The sequence below is a fragment of the Caballeronia sp. BCC1704 genome (genome assembly GCF_902833455.1).
In the GTDB taxonomy this organism is placed as follows: Bacteria; Pseudomonadota; Gammaproteobacteria; order Burkholderiales; family Burkholderiaceae; genus Caballeronia.
This window is the reverse complement of sequence record NZ_CADFFT010000004.1, coordinates 279319-295226: the sequence shown is the minus strand read 5'-3', so window position 1 is coordinate 295226 and position 15908 is coordinate 279319. Positions and strand designations below refer to the sequence as shown.

Below are 15908 nucleotides of genomic sequence, written 5' to 3'. Positions count from 1 at the left end.
GTTCCTTTGAAGTGGTCAAAGCTGTTCGTCGACGGGCAGCAGCTTGAAGACGCCCGTCATCGCGTTACGGTAAAAGCCGGCGTCGGGATCGAAGTTATAGGTCACCGTGCCGATGTCTTCCTGGCTGGTCCACACGAGACCGGACTGCGGCGAGCCGGTGCGGCGCAGCTCCGCCATCACCGCCGCGCTCGCCAGTTCCACGCGCCAGCTCGCTTTCGGCGAGATGCCCCTGTCGAACAGCGCCGCGACCTGCTCCGCGACGGGCTTGCTGTGAATCACGAGCGCCAGTTCGGTGTTGAGCCGCGCCGAGCGGGGATCGAGATTCATCGATCCGATCACGAGGATACTCCGATCGATCACATACGCCTTGGCATGGAGACTCGCGCGCGACGAGGAACCGAAGAGGCCGGGCGGCGGGCGGCTTTCGCCCTCGGGCTGAAGCGGCTTGAATTCGTACAGTTCGACGCCGTTTTGCAGAAGCGGCACGCGATACGGCGCATAGCCCGCCTGAACCGCGACGGCATCGGTGGCGGCGAGCGAGTTGGTCAGCACCGCGACGCGCACGTGGCGGCGCGTCAGGTCGGCGAGCGCCTTCACGCCCACGTCGTGCGGCACGAAGTACGGCGACAGAATGAGGAACTCGTTCTGCGCGTTCTTCATCAGCTCGGCGAGCCGCGTCATCGGCGGGCTTTGGTAGTCGTCGCTCGGATGCTCGATTTTCGCGGGCGAATCCGCTTCGAACTCGGTCGGCGCCCAGACGAGGCTCATCTCGCCGCGCGATATCTGCTGGGCGAGCGGCGTCGCGTTGAGCGGCTTGGCGTTCAGCGGGTCGGCTTGCTCGCGCCAGTGGTTGCGAAGATCCTCGCGCGTCTTGTCGAGTTCGGACGGATCGAACTTCTGCTTGTTCAGCACGCGCAGCGGGTAGGAGAGCGTGCTGTTCCAGTAATCGTCGAAGCTCGCGGAAACCTTGTGCACGACCGGGCCGGCCGTGAACATGTCGAGGTCGCGGAATTGCAGCGTCGGGCTGGCGTTGAAGTATTCGTCGCCGAGATTGCGCCCGCCGACGATCGCGATCTGGTTATCCGCGATCATCGCCTTGTTGTGCATGCGGCGCGTGAAGTGGTTCAGATTCGTGAAAAAGTTCTGCGTGCGCTCGGCGAAGCTGCGTTGCGCGCTGCCGTACGGGTTGAACACGCGAATCTCGATGTTCTCGTGCGAGTTTAGCGCCGCCATGATGCGGTCGATGTCCTTGAAGTTCAGGTCGTCGACCAGCATCCGCACGCGCACGCCGCGATCCGCGGCATAAAGCGCCGCGCCCAGCAGCAGCTTGCCGGTGTTGTCCTCTTCGGCGATGTAGTACTGCATGTCGAGCGTCTTCGTCGCGGCGCGAGCGAGCGCGACGCGCGCCTGAAGCGCATCGGAGCCGGTCGGCAGCAGGCGCACGGCGGATTCGTCCGGATGCTGCTTTTCGAGCGGCGCGAGCGCTGTTTGGAGCGGCGTCGGCTCGGTCGCGGACAGCGCGTGCGTCACCGGACGATCGAACGCGGTGGCGGGCGGGCGCGTCGCGCATCCGGCGCAGAGCGCGGTGATGACCGCCATGGCCGCCATGCGGCGCGTGCGGCTCGTCCATTTAGTTGTATTCGTCGCGATTGGAGCGCGCGCGACTTCGCTTTCGGCTTGGCGAATTCCCCGGATTTCCGACACTTCGCTTCCTCTTTTTTGTTTATCTCGATTCGGCTGCTTCCGTGCGACCGCTTAAGGCAAGCAGCTTCGCCACACAGCAAGAAGCGTTCTCGCCGATGCGGCATCTCGAAATCATTCTAGGGGAACTGGCGTGCGGGCCAGGCGAGCAAACGCACGATGCGCGGAAATCGGCAGGCGAAAAAAAGCCCGCTCGGCAGAGCGGGCTATAACCCCTGTTACTGGATAAGTCTCAAGGAGGAGACGGGTTCATCCTAACAACGCGCGCCACGAGCACCAACCAAGCATTCTTGCTTTGCATATGCATGGCGCGTCGAACTCATCAGGCGACGCTTTTGGAAGCAGCATCGACGCGATCGCCGGCGCGCGCGACGCCCGTTTCCACCAGCCGCCTGCTGATGCGATGAAAGCGCAGCGTCATCAATACAGCGACGCTCGCCAGTCCCGCAGCGAGTCCCCACCACAAGCCTTTGGCGCCCAGTTCGAAGTGAAACGCGAGCACATAGCCCGTCGGAAAGCCGACGCCCCAGTAGCCGAACGCGGCGGCGAGCATCGGCACGCGCGTGTCTTTCAGGCCGCGCAGGCAGCCCGACCCGACCGTCTGCATGCCGTCGACGATCTGGAACACGGCCGCGACGCTCAATAGCGATGCGGCAAGCGCGACGGTTCGCGCATTGGCGGGATCATCGAGATGCAGATACAGGCCGACGATCGCGCGCGGCGCGGTAATGAGCACGAGCCCCGAGCACATCATGAAGCCGACGCCGAGCGCCAGCGCGACGAAGCCCGCGTGACGCGCCGCGACCGGCACGCCCGCGCCAGCCCAGTAGCCGACGCGCACGTTCGCGGCCTGTCCGATCGCGAGCGGCACCATGAATGCCGCCGACGCCACGTTGAGCGCGATCTGGTGCGCGGCGAGCGGCGCTTCGCCGAGCAGGCCGACCATCATGCCGGTCGCGAGAAAGAGCGTCGATTCGACGCCGTACGTGATCGCGACCGGCCAGCCGATGCCGAAGAGTTCGCCCATGAGCGGCAGATGCGGCCGCGCGGCGGCGACGAAATGGCGGTAGCGCGGGCGCAGATGCAGCAGCGCGACGAGCGCGAAGGCCGTCAGCCAGACGGTGATCGCGGTGGCCGCCGCCGAGCCGAGAAAGCCTTCGCGCGGCAGGCCGTACGCGCCGTGGATCAGCCCGTAGTTCAGAAAGCCGTTGACGAACACGCCGCCGATGGACACCCACAGCAAGCGCTTCGCCGCGCCGATGGCCGGCAGAAACGCGCGCATCATGCCGATGCCGATCAGGCTGCCCGGCGTGCCCCAGCGCAGCACCGCGCAGTATTCGCCGACGTTGTGCGCGAGCGTCGCGGGTTCGTGGAACGCGAGCAGAATCGGCTCCGCATACGACAGCAGCACGAACGCCGGCACGGCGAGCAGCACGGACAACACGAGCCCCGTCCAGTAGATGCCGGGCACGCGGTGTTCCGCATCCGCGCCGCGCGCATGGGCGACGGCCACGCTCACCGACGTCAGTACGCCTTGCAGCAGGGTCACCACGACGAAGAACATGTTGGCGCCCAGACCGCCCGCGGCGAGCGCGTCGGGACCGAGCGAGCCGAGCAGAATCGTGTCCGTCACGCCCATCGCCATTTGCGACAGTTGCGCGATGGCGAGCGGCGCGGCGAGGCGCGCGGTATCGACGGCATGGCGAGACAGACTGACGTGTCCCGAATGCGCGCGGGTCGCGCGGCTGGTGTGCGATTGCATGATCGAGAGAAAGGAGCGCAAGGGCGCGTGGACGCGTCCGTGTCGTGCGCTGAAACCTGAACGAAAGACGACTAGCTTATTGCCTCGCGCGCGGCATGTCGATGACGCGCCCCGTTATGGTCGTCTTTTCGCAAGCGGCGGGCGCATGGGCGCAAGCGGCATCAGTCGGGCGCGCGCACTCGGATCTTCTGGCCGTCGAGCATCACGACCTGACCCGCGCGGATCTTGCACGTCTTGCGCAGTTCCACTTTGCCGTCGACGGTGACATCGCCCATCGCGACGCGCGCCTTCGCCGAGCCGCCGCTGTCGGCGAGTCCCATCAGCTTGAGCAGGTTGTGGAGTTCGACGTAATCGCCCGTGAGGGTGAATTGAAGCTGCGGCATGGCGGGCGTTCGGAATGCAAGAAGACTTGGATGATAAACCAGCGCGGAGCATCTTCCGGGCATAGCGCGTGCTCGTACACGATCGACCGTTCGTTTCGCCGGATTAAGCAGATGTAGCGAAGTGAAACCGCCGGTAACAATGACTCGTTTCGGGAAACTCGCGCGTCGTCCGGCCGGTCTGTAGGTTTGATCGATGCAGCTTCGGTCATCTTCTAAACGACAAGTCGCGTCATCGCGTTCCGAGTTGTCGAACGCGTTTGGCGGACACACCCAGAGAGGACAAGCTCATGACTAAGGCTCGAATTCTGATGATCGGCGCCGCTTTCGCCGCGATGGCTGCCACCGGCGCGCAGGCGCAAACCGCCCAGCCGGCCGACTCCGCTCCCGGTCAGGCGCCGATGCAGGCTCAGCAGCAAGTGTCGCCGCCGCCGCAAAACGTGGTCGCCCCGGCACCGACCGATCCGCTCGTGCAGAAGCGCAACGCCGACGCGCAGGCCAACGCGGAATATCGCGCGTCCAAGAAGGCGTCGAAGGCGGAGATGAAGGCTGCCGACAAGCAGGCCAAGCAGCAGTACAAGGAGGAAGTCCGCAACGCGAAGATCAATCGCAAGGCCGACAAGGCCGCCGCGAAGGACGACCTGAACGCCGCGACCGACCGCACGCCGAAGGATGAAGGCGAGCAGCACTGATCGCGCAGGACGCCGCGAAGCCTGGCTGACTCTCGCTTCGCGGCGGGAACACAACGACCACACTAACGACCACACGGAGGACGCCATGAATCGACGCACCCATACATTGCTGGCTGCGCTCATCGCGGGCGCACTGACGAGCGTGAGCGCGGCACCGGCTTTCGCGCAATCGACGAGCGACGCGCCGACCCACGCCGACAAGAAGGCCGCGAAGAAGCAGGCCGAAGCGGACAAGGAATCCGCCGTCGCGCAGGCGAAGGCGGACAAGAAGAAGACCGAAGCGCAATCGGAGGCGAATGAAGCCGCCGCAAAAGCCAATCTGAAGGATGCCAAGAAGGCCGATTAAGCGCGTCTTGTAGAGCCGCGGCCCGTCGAAGGAAACACGTGCCGCGGCAAAGACTTGCGTGCGCGGGTTGTATGGATATACAGTGTGCGTCACTTCTTTCGACGCCCGCATTTCTCTGTGCTGACCCTTCCGGACGACACCGCCACCGCCGACGCCTCCTCTGAGAACGTCGCCGCTTATCTTGCCAAGCTCAACGATGCGCAGCGCCGGGCGGTCGAATTCGGTGTCGACGCGCCGGGGCGCTGCGGCGGTCCGTTGCTCGTCATCGCGGGCGCGGGCTCGGGCAAGACCAACACGCTCGCGCATCGCGTCGCGCATCTGCTGGTGAAGGGCGCGGATCCGCATCGGATTCTGCTGCTGACCTTTTCGCGCCGCGCGGCGCTCGAAATGACGCGGCGCGTGACGCGCATCGCGACGAACGCGCTCGGCAGCAAGAGCGCTATCGCGCAGGGGCTCACGTGGTCCGGCACGTTTCACGGCATCGGCGCGCGGCTGCTTCGCGATTACGCCGATCTCGTCGGCCTCGCGCCGTCGTTCACCATCAACGACCGTGAAGACTCCGCCGACCTGATGAACCTCGTGCGCCACGAGCTCGGGCTCTCGTCGAAAGAGAAGCGGTTTCCCGCCAAATCGACGTGCTTCGCCATCTACTCGCGCGTCGTCAACACGGGCGCGTCGCTCGCCACCGTGCTGGACCAGGCGTATCCGTGGTGCCGCGAGTGGGAAGCGGACCTGAAGCGCCTCTTCGCCGCGTACGTGAGCGCGAAGCAGGCGCAAAGCGTCCTCGACTACGACGACCTGCTGCTCTACTGGTCGCACCTCGCCGCCGAGCCGAGCATCGCGGCGGACTTGTCGAGCCGCTTCGATCACGTGCTCGTCGACGAATATCAGGACACCAACCGCCTGCAAGCCACCATCCTGCTCGCGATGAAACCGGACGGACGCGGCCTCACCGTCGTGGGCGACGACGCGCAGTCCATCTATTCGTTTCGCGGCGCGACGGTGCGCAATATCCTCGACTTCCCGCAGCACTTCGACCCGCCCGCCGCGACCGTCACGCTCGACCGCAACTATCGCTCGACGCAGCCGATTCTCGAAGCGTCGAACGCGGTGATCGGGCTTGCCACTGAGCGGTACACGAAGGATCTGTGGACCGACAAGGCATCGGCGCAAAGGCCGCGCGTCGTTTCGGTCGCCGACGAGGCGGATCAGGCGCGTTATGTCGTCGAAAAGGTGCTGGAGGCGCGCGAGGCCGGCATGAAGCTCAAGTCGCAGGCGGTGCTCTTTCGCGCGGCGCATCACAGCGCGACGCTCGAAATCGAGCTCACGCGGCGCAACATTCCGTTCGTGAAGTTCGGCGGCCTCAAGTTTCTGGACTCCGTGCACGTGAAAGACGTGCTCGCGGTGCTGCGCTGGGCCGAGAATCCGCGCGATCGCGTCGCGGGCTTTCGCGTCGCGCAACTGCTGCCGGGCATCGGGCCGGCGATTGCGGGGCGCTTACTCGATAGCGTCGCGCAGGCCGAGCGCGCGCCGACCGCGATCGCCGCGTTCGGAGCGCCCGCGCGGGCGAGCGAAGACTGGCCGCGCTTCGTCGCGCTCATGGGCAAGCTGTGCGGCCGCGAATCGCCGTGGCCCGCCGAATTCGAGATGATCCGCCGCTGGTACGAGCCGCACCTCGAACGCAATCACGAAGACGCGGCTATCCGCATCGGCGACGTATTGCAGATGGAAAGCATCGCGTCCACGTACCCGACGCGCGAGCGTTTCCTCACCGAACTCACGCTCGATCCGCCCGACGCGACGAGCGACGAGTCCGGCGTGCCGCTCATCGACGAGGACTATCTGATTCTCTCGACCATCCACTCGGCGAAGGGGCAGGAGTGGCGCAACGTGTTCGTGCTGAACGGCGTGGACGGCTGCATTCCGTCCGATATGGGCACGGGCAGCGACGAGGAAATCGACGAAGAGCGCCGCCTGCTGTATGTCGCGATGACGCGGGCGAAAGAAGATCTGCACATCGTCACGCCGCAGCGTTTCTACGTGCACAACCAGACGAATCTCGGCGATCGCCACGTGTGGGCGCAGCGCACGCGCTTCATTCCGCCGCATCTGATGCAGCACTTCGAGGCCGGCGCATGGCCGCCGGTGCCGGTCGCGGCTGCGCCGACGGCGGCGGGCCTGGCCGCGGCGGCGAAAGCGAAGATCGATATCGCCGCGCGGCTGAAGGGAATGTGGGAGTAGGGCCGCGCTCGTTCAGCGCGGGGCGCGTGAGGCGCGCGGCACGCGCGGCGCGCTGCCGAAAATGCTGCGCAGCCACGCCGCGAAGCGCGTGAAGCCGTCGTAGGGTTCGTCGACGAAAAGCTCCGGCCGCATCGAGCGCAGATATTCCAGCAGTTGCTGCGCTTCCTGTTTCTGGATCGATCCGTAGAAGATGCCCAGCCGCAGCAGCGCGCGCAGTTCGCCGAGCTTTTCGCGCGCGGTGGAGCCGACGTTCGTTTCCACCGCGATCTTCGCATCGAAGACGCGCTGGCGCAGCGAATCGGCGAGCCGCCAGGCGGGCGTCTGCATCTTCTGCTCGACTTCGCGGATATCCACCGCCGCCGACTTGATCTGCGAGGCGAGCACGTCCACCTGCGAGGCGTCGCCCTTGGCTTCGGTGACGATGGCCGTCGCCCATTCGCGCGACGCTTTCACCAGATCCTCGGCGCTCCAGTCGGAGCGGATCGCGAACGCGAAGCCATGCTCGGCCGCCTGCCGGATCAGAATTTCGACGACATCCGGGAACTCCTTGTCGAGCGCGCGCTTGGCCCACGCATACTGGCCGTGCGTGAGCATGCGCTGCACGGCCTGCTCGGTGAGCGGCGTGTCGTTGTCGAGCAGCTTCGCGCGCAAAAAGTCCTCGAACGACGGCGTGACGAACTGCGGGTCGAGCTTGAGCGACAGACGCAGGAACGCCTCGAAGTCGCGATTCAGCGACGCGATCGTTTCATCGCGCAACGAAAGAGTGATTTGACGCATGTCGGTTTCCGGTTCCGCGCTCGGCTGGCCCGATGGCGGGAAATGCTGTCGGCCTGCCGCGCGGGCGGAGTCCGTTCGTTTCAGATAACGGCGGAGCGGCCGGAAACTTGAGGGCTCTAGAAAGGCGCCTCGCTTCGGTGTTCAGCGCAGCACGACGAGCTGCCAGACGAAGAACACGCCGAGCGATACCGCGATCGTTAGCAGCGCGCGGCGTGTCAGCGCGCAGACGGCGATCGCCGCCAACGCCGCGATCAGTTGCGGATTGCGCCACGTCAGCTCGGCGCCGTTGCCGTGCGGCGAGACCGTCATCGGCACGATGATCGCGGTGAGCACCGTCACCGGCACGAAGCCGAGCGCCGTGCGCACGACCGGCGCAAACGACAGCCGCTCGCCGAGCACGAACACCGCGGCCCGGATCAGATACGTGACGAGCGCCATGCCGACAATCAGGATGACGTAGTTCATTGCGCGCGCTCCTTGGCGTCTTTCATGCGCGGTTTCTGTTCGATGAGCGTCAGCAGCAAGCCCACGGCGACGCCGGCGAGCACGGCCGCGAGCAGCCCGAGCTTGTACGGCCAGCCTTGCCACGCGAACGACAGCACGCCCGAGGCCAGCGCCGCCGCGATGAAGCGCAGCGCCACGAGTTGCGGAACGATGATCGCGATGAACGTGGCGACCATCGCGAAATCGAGCCCGAGCGACTTGAGCCCCGGAAACGCTGCGCCGAAGAAGAGCCCGATGAGCGTCCACGCTTGCCAGTTCGCATACATCGCGAGACCGGAGCCGAGAAAGTAGTGCGGCCCTGTTTCGCCCGGCGCGCGCGCTCGATAGTGCGCGTAGGCGACGGCGAACACTTCGTCGGTCAAGAGGCCGGCCAGCGCCCAGCGCCAGCGCGCGGGCAGATGCGCGACGTAGGGCGCGAGCGTCGCCGAATAGAGCACATGGCGCAGATTGACGACGAAGGTCGTCGCCCAGATGACGGCGAAGCTCGCGTGTCCCGCGATCATGCCGGCCGCGATGAACTGCGCCGAGCCCGCGAAGACCGCGAGCGACATCAGCTGGCCGTGCCAGAGCGTGAGCGGACTAGCCGTGACGAGCGTGCCGAAGATCACGCCGAAGGGCGCGGCGCCGATCATCATCGGAATGGTGTCGCGAGCGCCGGCGGTGAGTTCCCGCCAGGCGTTGCCGGATGGTGCGTTCAAGATCGTCCTCCTGATTCGCGGAGGATAAGGCGGCGTGAATGCGAAAGCTTGTACGTTCTTGCGGTGTCAGTGTTGTCGCGCGCGGTTGCTTGGGCGGACGCGGCCGTGATGCAGATTGCGGTGCTGTGCGATCCCGGAGTGGTTTCCGTTGCACGCGTCGTGCGTGCGAAACGAGGGTGCATCGGCGTGGTGGGCGTCGGTGTTGGCGTTCGTGTTGACTTTGGCGTCACGGTCGGGTCGCGCTCGCCGCCGACGGCACGCGACTCACGCCCTCCTGCAACTCACCGCCAGCGCCCCCGGCGCAACGCGGAACGGCTGCTTGCCGTGCCGCGTGAAACAGCCGCGGTCGGCGAAGCCTCTCGCCGTTCACGGCGAGCAACTCCCGCACTCCCGGCCAATCACCGCCAGCGCCCCGGCGCGACCCCGAACGCCCGCTTGAAATGCCGCGTGAAGTGGCTCTGATCGGTGAAGCCGCTCGCGGCCGCCACCTCCGCGATCGACGCCCCCGCGCGCAACGCCGGCAGCGCCCGCGCGATACGCAACTGATTGCGCCACGCATGCGGCGCGAGGCCCGTTTCGCGTGTGAAAAGCCGCGCCGCGTGAAACGTCGAAAGCCCGACGACGCGCGCCAGTTCGGCGAGCGTGACCGGTTCGAGCAGATCGTCGGCGAGGCGGGATTTCATCGTGGCGACGCGGGCGGCATCCGCGGCGGGCGGCCCGCACGACGGACGTTGCACCGCATGCCGGGCGAGCAGCGTCGTCACGGCATCGACGAGCGCCGTCTCAGCGGCGAGCGGATCGGCGCGGGTGGCGTCGTTTGTGGCATCGCTCGTCAGGCTTTCCAGCGCCCGATGCGCGCGCAAAAGCCGGCGCGCGAGATCGTCGTCGTGGATGATGTCGGTCGAGAACCACGGCGAAGCCGCGCGCGGCGACAGCTCACGCGCGAGCGCTTCCACGAACGGCACCGGCAGATAGAACACGCGATAACGCCACCCGGCGTCGACGGCGCGCGCGCCGGTATGCAGCTCGCCCGGATTGATGACCGGCACCGACCCCGCTTCCGCCACGTGATGCGAGCCGCGATAGTCGTAACACTCCGCGCCCGCTTCGATGACAGGCACCGTGTACGCGTCGTGCCAGTGCGGCGTGAACGCGTGATCGTAGTACTCGGCGGTGACCATGTCCGCGTCCGGCACGAGCGGCGAGCGCCAGTAACGCGCGGCGTTGCGAAAGCGTGGGGCGGTCATCGGTGGATGCGCGGATTCGAAGGGCGAATTGCTCAGTCTACCGCTTCATCGCGCGGCGCAAAGCGCGGCGAGTGCATTCTGGCTGCCGCTACGGTTGGATTGGAATGCGGCCGACAACGCCGCACTCGTGCGGCCCGCGACGACGCGGCTCGCTCACTTGACCGGTATCGTCGTGCCTTCTGGCATCGGGACCGCCGTGACGCTGTTTTTCCCGCTGCCGCTCGTCACGCGGTCGCTGTACGTCAGGTACACGAGCGTGTTGCGCTTCGTATCGACGATGCGCACGACATGCAGCGTCTTGAAGATGAACGACATCCGATCCGTGAAGACATCGGTCTTCTGCTTGAGCGGCTGCGCGATCTTGATAGGCGCGACCTGACGGCAGGCAATGGACGCCTCGGTCGGGTCTTCCGCGATGCCTAACGTGCCCTTCACGCCGCCCGTGCGCGCCCGCGACACATAGCAGGTCACGCCGGAGACGAGCGGATCGTCGTACGCCTCGACGCTCACGCGGTCAGAGCCGGTGAAGCGGAAGTTGGTATTGACGCTCGCGATTTCCTCGGCGTGCGCGATGCCCGCGCCGAAAAGAAACACGAGCGATGCGCTCAGAACGAACGGTGCGGTGCGCTTCATTGAGATCCCACGCATAAAAGAAAAAGGGCGTCGTATTGTAACGACGCCCTTCGGTCTCTTCGATTCTTCTGCTGCCCGCGGCGCCGGCATCAATGGAAGATCAGGTAAAGGATCACCAGCACCACGACCGGCACACCGAGCAGCCATCCGAGTAGGTAAGGCATATCGTCCTCCTTGCGCATGTTTGTTTTCGACGGTTCCAGTATCGCGGACCGTGACGGCCCGCGTTAGCGGTGCGCGTCCGAAATGCGTGTAGGCGCTGTCCTATCGGGTCTTACGGCGGCGTTACGGATTCGTCATGCCATCATGAGATACGCCGTCGCGCGATTTCTTCGCCGGCCGGTCGCGATACAGCGCGCGCACGTAGTCCAGATGGGCGCCTGCGCAGTCGCGCGCGCGGGCCGGATCGCGCGCCACGATGGCGTCGAGCATTGCCCGATGCTGCGCCAGCAGGTCGGCTTCCACGGCGTCGTCGTAATCGACGAGGCGATGCGACGTGAGCATCGACTCGCGCATCACTTCGTTCAGGCCGTGCATCACGTGCGTCAGCGCGATGTTGTGCGTCGCATCGGCGATGGCGAGATGGAAGGCGGCGTCTTTTTCCGCGATGCGCGTGCTTCTCTGCGCGACGGCGGATTGCAGCGCATCAAACGCGGCGGCAATGCGCGCGAGATCGGCGTCGGTCGCGCGCTCGGCGGCGTAGGCCGTGGCGAGCGTCTCTAAGCCGTGACGCAGTTCGAGCACGTCGGCGCTCGCGTCGGGCTGCTGTTCGAGCAGTGCGGCGAGCGGATGCGACACGAGCGGCGCCGTCACGTCCGATACGACAAAGCCGCCGCGCCCCGCCGCGCGAATGAATCCGTCCGATTCGAGACGAATGAGTGCCTCGCGCAGCGACGGCCGCGACACGTTCAGCTGCTCCGCGAGATCGCGCTCGGCGGGCAGGCGCTGGCCGGGCAGCAGCGTGCCGTTCGAGATCAGTTGACGAATCTGGCCGGACACGACATCGGAGAGGCGCACGCGGGCGTAGGCGTGCGAGTGGACGGGCTGGAAGGTCATCGGTTGGAGCAACGCGGCGAGAGGCTTTGGATTACCCTAGTTTGACACGAAAGCGCCGCATCCCTAAAGTCTTGGTCAGACCAAGCTGACCAACGCGGACTGTCCGCCAAGCAATCACCATGAAAGTTGCCCTTTTCGTCCCCTGTTTCATCGACGCGTTTTATCCGCAGATCGGCATCGCCACGCTGGAATTGCTGGAGCGGCTCGGCCTCGATGTCGACTATCCGCAGGATCAGACATGCTGCGGCCAGCCGATGGCCAATAGCGGCGCGCACGCGGACGCGGCCGGCGCGGAGCGCGTGTTTGCCCGCAACTTCGCGGACTACGACTATGTGGTCGGCCCGTCGGCGAGTTGCACGCATCACGTGCGCGAGCACTTCACGGCCATCGAGCAGACGAGCGCCGTCCAGAAGGTGCGCAAAAGCACATATGAACTCGTCGAGTTCCTGCACGACGTCTTGCAGGTGCGTGACTTTCCGTGGGCCGAGTTCCCGCATCGCGTCGGCCTGCACAACAGTTGCAGCGCGGTGCGGCATCTGCGCGAGACGTCGAACTCGGAAGTCGCGGGCACGCCGTATTCGAAGCCGCGCGCCTTGCTGGAACGCGTGAAGGGCATCGAGTTCGTCTCGCCCGCGCGGCCCGATGAATGCTGCGGCTTCGGCGGCACGTTTTCCGTCACCGAAGAGGCCGTGTCCGTGCGCATGGGGCAGGACAAGGTGCGCGACCACATCGGCGCGGGCGCGGAGTACATCGTCTCGGGCGACATGTCGTGTCTCATGCATCAGCAGGGCTGCGCCGAGCGCATGAAGCTCGACGCGAAGTTCATCCACATTGCGCAGGTTCTGAACGGAGCGCGGGCATGACGAAGACCGTTCGCATCGATCACGCAAAGGCTGCGGGCGCGTTCCTGCAGAAAGCCGACCACGTGGCGTTTCACGACAAGCGTCTCTGGGACTTGCGTTCGAAGCGCGACGCGCAGGCGCACGGCATACCCGAGTGGGAAACGCTGCGCAATCTGGCATCGGGCATCAAGGAGCACACGCTGTCCCATCTCGCGGATTACCTCGCCCAGTTCGCGGATCAGGCCGAGAAAAACGGCGTCGTCGTGCATTTCGCGGCGGACGCGGAAGAGCACAACGCGCTCGTCTACAAGCTGATGAGCGAGCGCGGCATGACCACGCTCGTCAAAAGCAAGTCGATGCTGACCGACGAGTGCTACATGCGCGACTATCTGGAGCCGCGCGGCATCACGGTGATGGAGACCGATCTGGGCGAGCGCATTCAGCAGCTCGACCATCAGGATCCGAGCCATATGGTCGTGCCGGCCGTCCACAAGCTGCGCGCGGACGTGGCGGAACTCTTCGGCAAGACCATCGGCACCGATCCGAAGAACAGCGACATCCACTATCTTGCCGAAAGCCAGCGCATGAACACGCGGCCGTACTTCGTGCGCGAAAAGACGGCGGGCATGACGGGCTGCAACTTCGCGGTCGCGGAGACGGGCACGGTTGTCGTCTGCACGAACGAAGGCAACGCGGATCTCTCCGCGAACGTGCCGCCGCTGCATATCGCGTCCATCGGCATCGAGAAGCTGATTCCGACCATCGCCGATCTCGGCGTATTCGTGCGCATGCTCTCCCGCAGCGCGCTCGGCTCGCCGATCACGCAGTACACGTCGCACTTTCGCGCGCCGCGGCCGGGCACGGAGATGCACTTCATCCTCGTCGACAACGGACGCTCGGAGCGGCTCGCGCTCGAAGACTTCTGGTATTCGCTCAAGTGCATCCGCTGCGGCGCGTGCATGAACACCTGTCCGGTGTATCGGCGAAGCGGCGGGCTGTCGTACGGCGGCACGTACTCGGGGCCGATCGGCGCGATCATCAACCCGACCTACGACCTGAAGCGCTACAGCAGCCTGCCGTTCGCCTCGACGCTCAACGGCAGTTGCACGAACGTCTGCCCGACGAAGGTCAACATCCACGAGCAGATTTACAAGTGGCGCGCGGTGATCGCGGAGCGCCACGAAGTGCCGTTCGTGAAGCAGGAAGTGCTGAAGATGGCGGGGCGTCTGCTCGCGAGTCCGACGCTTTACCGCGCGACGGTCGCGTCGCTCGGCGGCGCGTTGAAGCGGCTGCCGAACTTCGTGCTGTACAACCCGCTCAACATCTGGGGCCGCGGGCGCGACTTGCCCGAAGCGCCGGCCGAGACCTTTCACGAGTGGTACAAGAAAAACCGGAAGCCCGCCAAATGACGACCCGCGATGCCTTTCTCGCAAAGATTCGCGCCGCGCAGCCCGCAGCGCGTCCGCGCCCCGAACTGCCGATTTTCCCGTCGCCCGAAGGCGACCTGCAGACGCGCTTCATCGCCGCGCTGACCGCGATGGGCGGCACCACGGCGCACGCGCACAGCCTCGACGAAGTGAAGGAGATGATTGCCGCGCGTTTCGGTGCGGATGCGGTTGTGGCGTCTGCCGTGCCCGGTATCGAAGGCACGCGTGTGCTCACGCCGGATACGGCCCCGGCGTCGCTCCAGGATGTCGATGTGGGCGTCGTGCGCGGGCGTTTCGGCGTCGCGGAGACCGGGTCCGTCTGGTTCAGCGAAGACGAGTACGTCGTCAATTCGATCGGCTATCTCGTGCAGCATCTCGTGGTGCTGCTCGATCCCGCGCAACTCGTCGACGGCTTGCAGCAGGTGTATCGACGGCCCGACTTCCAGTCGGCGCGCTATGCCGTGCTGGTGACGGGCCCCTCCGCGACGGCGGATATCGAAGGCGTGCTGATTCGCGGCGCGCAGGGCGTGCGCTCGCTGACCGTCGTGTGGATTCAGTAGCGCCAGAAGATTGCGACCGCGATGCCGCCGAACAGCAGCCACTTCACGATGTAATACACGGTCCGGTTCCACGCCTTCAGCCGCTTGCCGACGAGCCGGATCGAATACAGATACTTGAACGCGCGATTCAGGCCGCCCGTGCGGTCGCCGGTTTCGTTGGGCGAGGCCGCCGCGCGCATCAGAAAGCCGCCGACTGCGTTGTTTACCGCCTGCGCCCAGCGGTACTTCATCGGCCGCTCGATGTCGCAGAACAGAATGATGCGGTCTTTGTCCGTCGTGTTTTCGGCCCAATGCAGATAGGTTTCGTCGAAGACGACTTCCTCGCCGTCGCGCCACGAATATCGCTCGCCGTCCACGACGATCGCGCAGCCGTCGTCGTTCGGCGTCACAAGCCCGAGGTGATAACGCAGCGACCCGGCGTACGGATCGCGATGCAGCGTGAGTGTGCCGCCGGGCGGCAGCATCGCAAACATCGCGGCTTTCACGCTCGGGATGTTTTGCAGAATCGAGAGCGTCTTCGGGCAGACCGCGACCGCCGACGGATGCGGCCGGTCATACCACTTCAGATAGAAGCGCCGCCAGCCGCGCCGAAAGAACGAATTGAAGCCGATGTCGTTGTACGCGCCGGCCGCCTGAATCTTGCTTGCTTCGTGCAAGGCGAGGGCTTCGTCGCGAATCGTCTGCCAGTGCGCCTTGATCGGGGCGAGATCCGGAAACAGGGAAGGGTGAAGATACGGCGTGGACGGCACGCGCGAGAAGAGATACACGAAGCCGTTCACCGGCGACATGAACGTCGAATGATCGGATAGCTGCCGGAAGAAACCGTGGCGAACCTTGCCGCGCCAGTGCGTGTACGCGGCACACGCGATAAACAGCATGAGAATCAGCCACCGCATCTGCGTTTCCCCCTTGCGTCACTGTCGCCGTTAGCGTCAACAAAACGTGACGGAATTATCAAACGGAAACGCAGTGTCTGCTGAAACGGCAGCGCGAAGGCCAGAGCGTGAGCACAAAACAAAAAGCCCAGTCGCATGACTGGGCT

The 15908-nt window shown here is 65.4% G+C and carries 16 protein-coding genes; 6 read left to right on the top strand and 10 right to left on the bottom strand.

Translation table 11 applies throughout. The annotated features are described in order from the left end of the window. Positions 1-15: 15 nt before the first annotated feature. The 3 genes from HWX53_RS21130 to HWX53_RS21120 form a co-directional block, all read right to left on the bottom strand. Positions 16-1608: a phospholipase D family protein gene (locus HWX53_RS21130; RefSeq protein ID WP_175944544.1), complete on the bottom strand. Its 1593-nt coding sequence runs from the start codon at positions 1606-1608 to the stop codon at positions 16-18. A gap of 415 nt (positions 1609-2023) precedes the next feature. Further along, on the bottom strand, positions 2024-3463 hold the full coding sequence (locus HWX53_RS21125) for an MATE family efflux transporter (RefSeq protein WP_175944542.1): 1440 nt from the start codon (positions 3461-3463) through the stop codon (positions 2024-2026). A 161-nt stretch (positions 3464-3624) separates the two neighbouring features. Further along, positions 3625-3846: an RNA-binding S4 domain-containing protein gene (locus tag HWX53_RS21120; RefSeq protein ID WP_175944540.1), complete on the bottom strand. Its 222-nt coding sequence runs from the start codon at positions 3844-3846 to the stop codon at positions 3625-3627. Positions 3847-4133: 287 nt separating this feature from the next. Here HWX53_RS21120 and HWX53_RS21115 point away from each other — a divergent pair, with 287 nt between their 5' ends. The 3 genes from HWX53_RS21115 (at position 4134) to HWX53_RS21105 (ending at position 7122) form a co-directional block, all read left to right on the top strand. Continuing rightward, on the top strand, positions 4134-4535 hold the full coding sequence (locus HWX53_RS21115) for a hypothetical protein (protein WP_175944538.1): 402 nt from the start codon (positions 4134-4136) through the stop codon (positions 4533-4535). An 85-nt stretch (positions 4536-4620) separates the two neighbouring features. Continuing rightward, positions 4621-4881 (top strand): hypothetical protein, encoded by a 261-nt coding sequence (locus tag HWX53_RS21110; RefSeq protein WP_175944536.1) that lies wholly within the window; start codon positions 4621-4623, stop codon positions 4879-4881. A gap of 117 nt (positions 4882-4998) precedes the next feature. Beyond that, the gene (locus tag HWX53_RS21105) at positions 4999-7122 is read left to right on the top strand and encodes an ATP-dependent helicase (RefSeq protein ID WP_175944534.1); all 2124 of its coding nucleotides are present in this window, start codon (positions 4999-5001) and stop codon (positions 7120-7122) included. Positions 7123-7134: 12 nt separating this feature from the next. Here the strand turns inward: HWX53_RS21105 and HWX53_RS21100 are convergent, their stop codons facing one another. The 6 genes from HWX53_RS21100 to HWX53_RS21075 form a co-directional block, all read right to left on the bottom strand. Next, entirely contained in the window at positions 7135-7899 is a 765-nt protein-coding gene (locus HWX53_RS21100; protein ID WP_175944532.1) for a DUF4088 family protein, read from the bottom strand. A gap of 141 nt (positions 7900-8040) precedes the next feature. Next, complete coding sequence (locus HWX53_RS21095) at positions 8041-8364, bottom strand: AzlD domain-containing protein (protein WP_175944529.1); 324 nt, start codon at positions 8362-8364, stop codon at positions 8041-8043. Next, positions 8361-9038, bottom strand: coding sequence for an AzlC family ABC transporter permease (locus HWX53_RS21090; protein WP_175945250.1), 678 nt, complete (start codon positions 9036-9038; stop codon positions 8361-8363). Before HWX53_RS21090 ends, HWX53_RS21095 begins: the two co-directional genes overlap by 4 nt. 461 nt (positions 9039-9499) lie before the next feature. Further along, positions 9500-10348, bottom strand: coding sequence for an AraC family transcriptional regulator (locus tag HWX53_RS21085; protein WP_175944527.1), 849 nt, complete (start codon positions 10346-10348; stop codon positions 9500-9502). Positions 10349-10501: 153 nt separating this feature from the next. Further along, the gene (locus HWX53_RS21080; RefSeq protein ID WP_175944525.1) at positions 10502-10981 is read right to left on the bottom strand and encodes a CreA family protein; all 480 of its coding nucleotides are present in this window, start codon (positions 10979-10981) and stop codon (positions 10502-10504) included. Positions 10982-11266: 285 nt separating this feature from the next. Continuing rightward, entirely contained in the window at positions 11267-12037 is a 771-nt protein-coding gene (locus tag HWX53_RS21075; protein WP_175944523.1) for a FadR/GntR family transcriptional regulator, read from the bottom strand. Positions 12038-12156: 119 nt separating this feature from the next. Between HWX53_RS21075 and HWX53_RS21070 the strand changes: the two genes are divergently transcribed. The 3 genes from HWX53_RS21070 to HWX53_RS21060 are packed head-to-tail and all read left to right on the top strand — an operon-like array spanning position 12157 to position 14866. Beyond that, positions 12157-12900: a (Fe-S)-binding protein gene (locus tag HWX53_RS21070; RefSeq protein WP_175944521.1), complete on the top strand. Its 744-nt coding sequence runs from the start codon at positions 12157-12159 to the stop codon at positions 12898-12900. Beyond that, positions 12897-14288 (top strand): lactate utilization protein B, encoded by a 1392-nt coding sequence (locus tag HWX53_RS21065; RefSeq protein ID WP_175944519.1) that lies wholly within the window; start codon positions 12897-12899, stop codon positions 14286-14288. Before HWX53_RS21070 ends, HWX53_RS21065 begins: the two co-directional genes overlap by 4 nt. Continuing rightward, a complete protein-coding gene (locus HWX53_RS21060) occupies positions 14285-14866 on the top strand; it encodes an LUD domain-containing protein (RefSeq protein WP_175944517.1) in 582 nt (193 codons plus the stop codon). The genes HWX53_RS21065 and HWX53_RS21060 overlap by 4 nt, the downstream gene beginning before the upstream one ends. On the opposite strand, the gene lpxO is transcribed toward HWX53_RS21060, so the two are convergent. Next, positions 14860-15762: a lipid A hydroxylase LpxO gene (gene lpxO / locus HWX53_RS21055; protein WP_175944515.1), complete on the bottom strand. Its 903-nt coding sequence runs from the start codon at positions 15760-15762 to the stop codon at positions 14860-14862. The two genes, HWX53_RS21060 and lpxO, sit on opposite strands and share 7 nt — an antisense overlap. Positions 15763-15908: the final 146 nt, after the last annotated feature.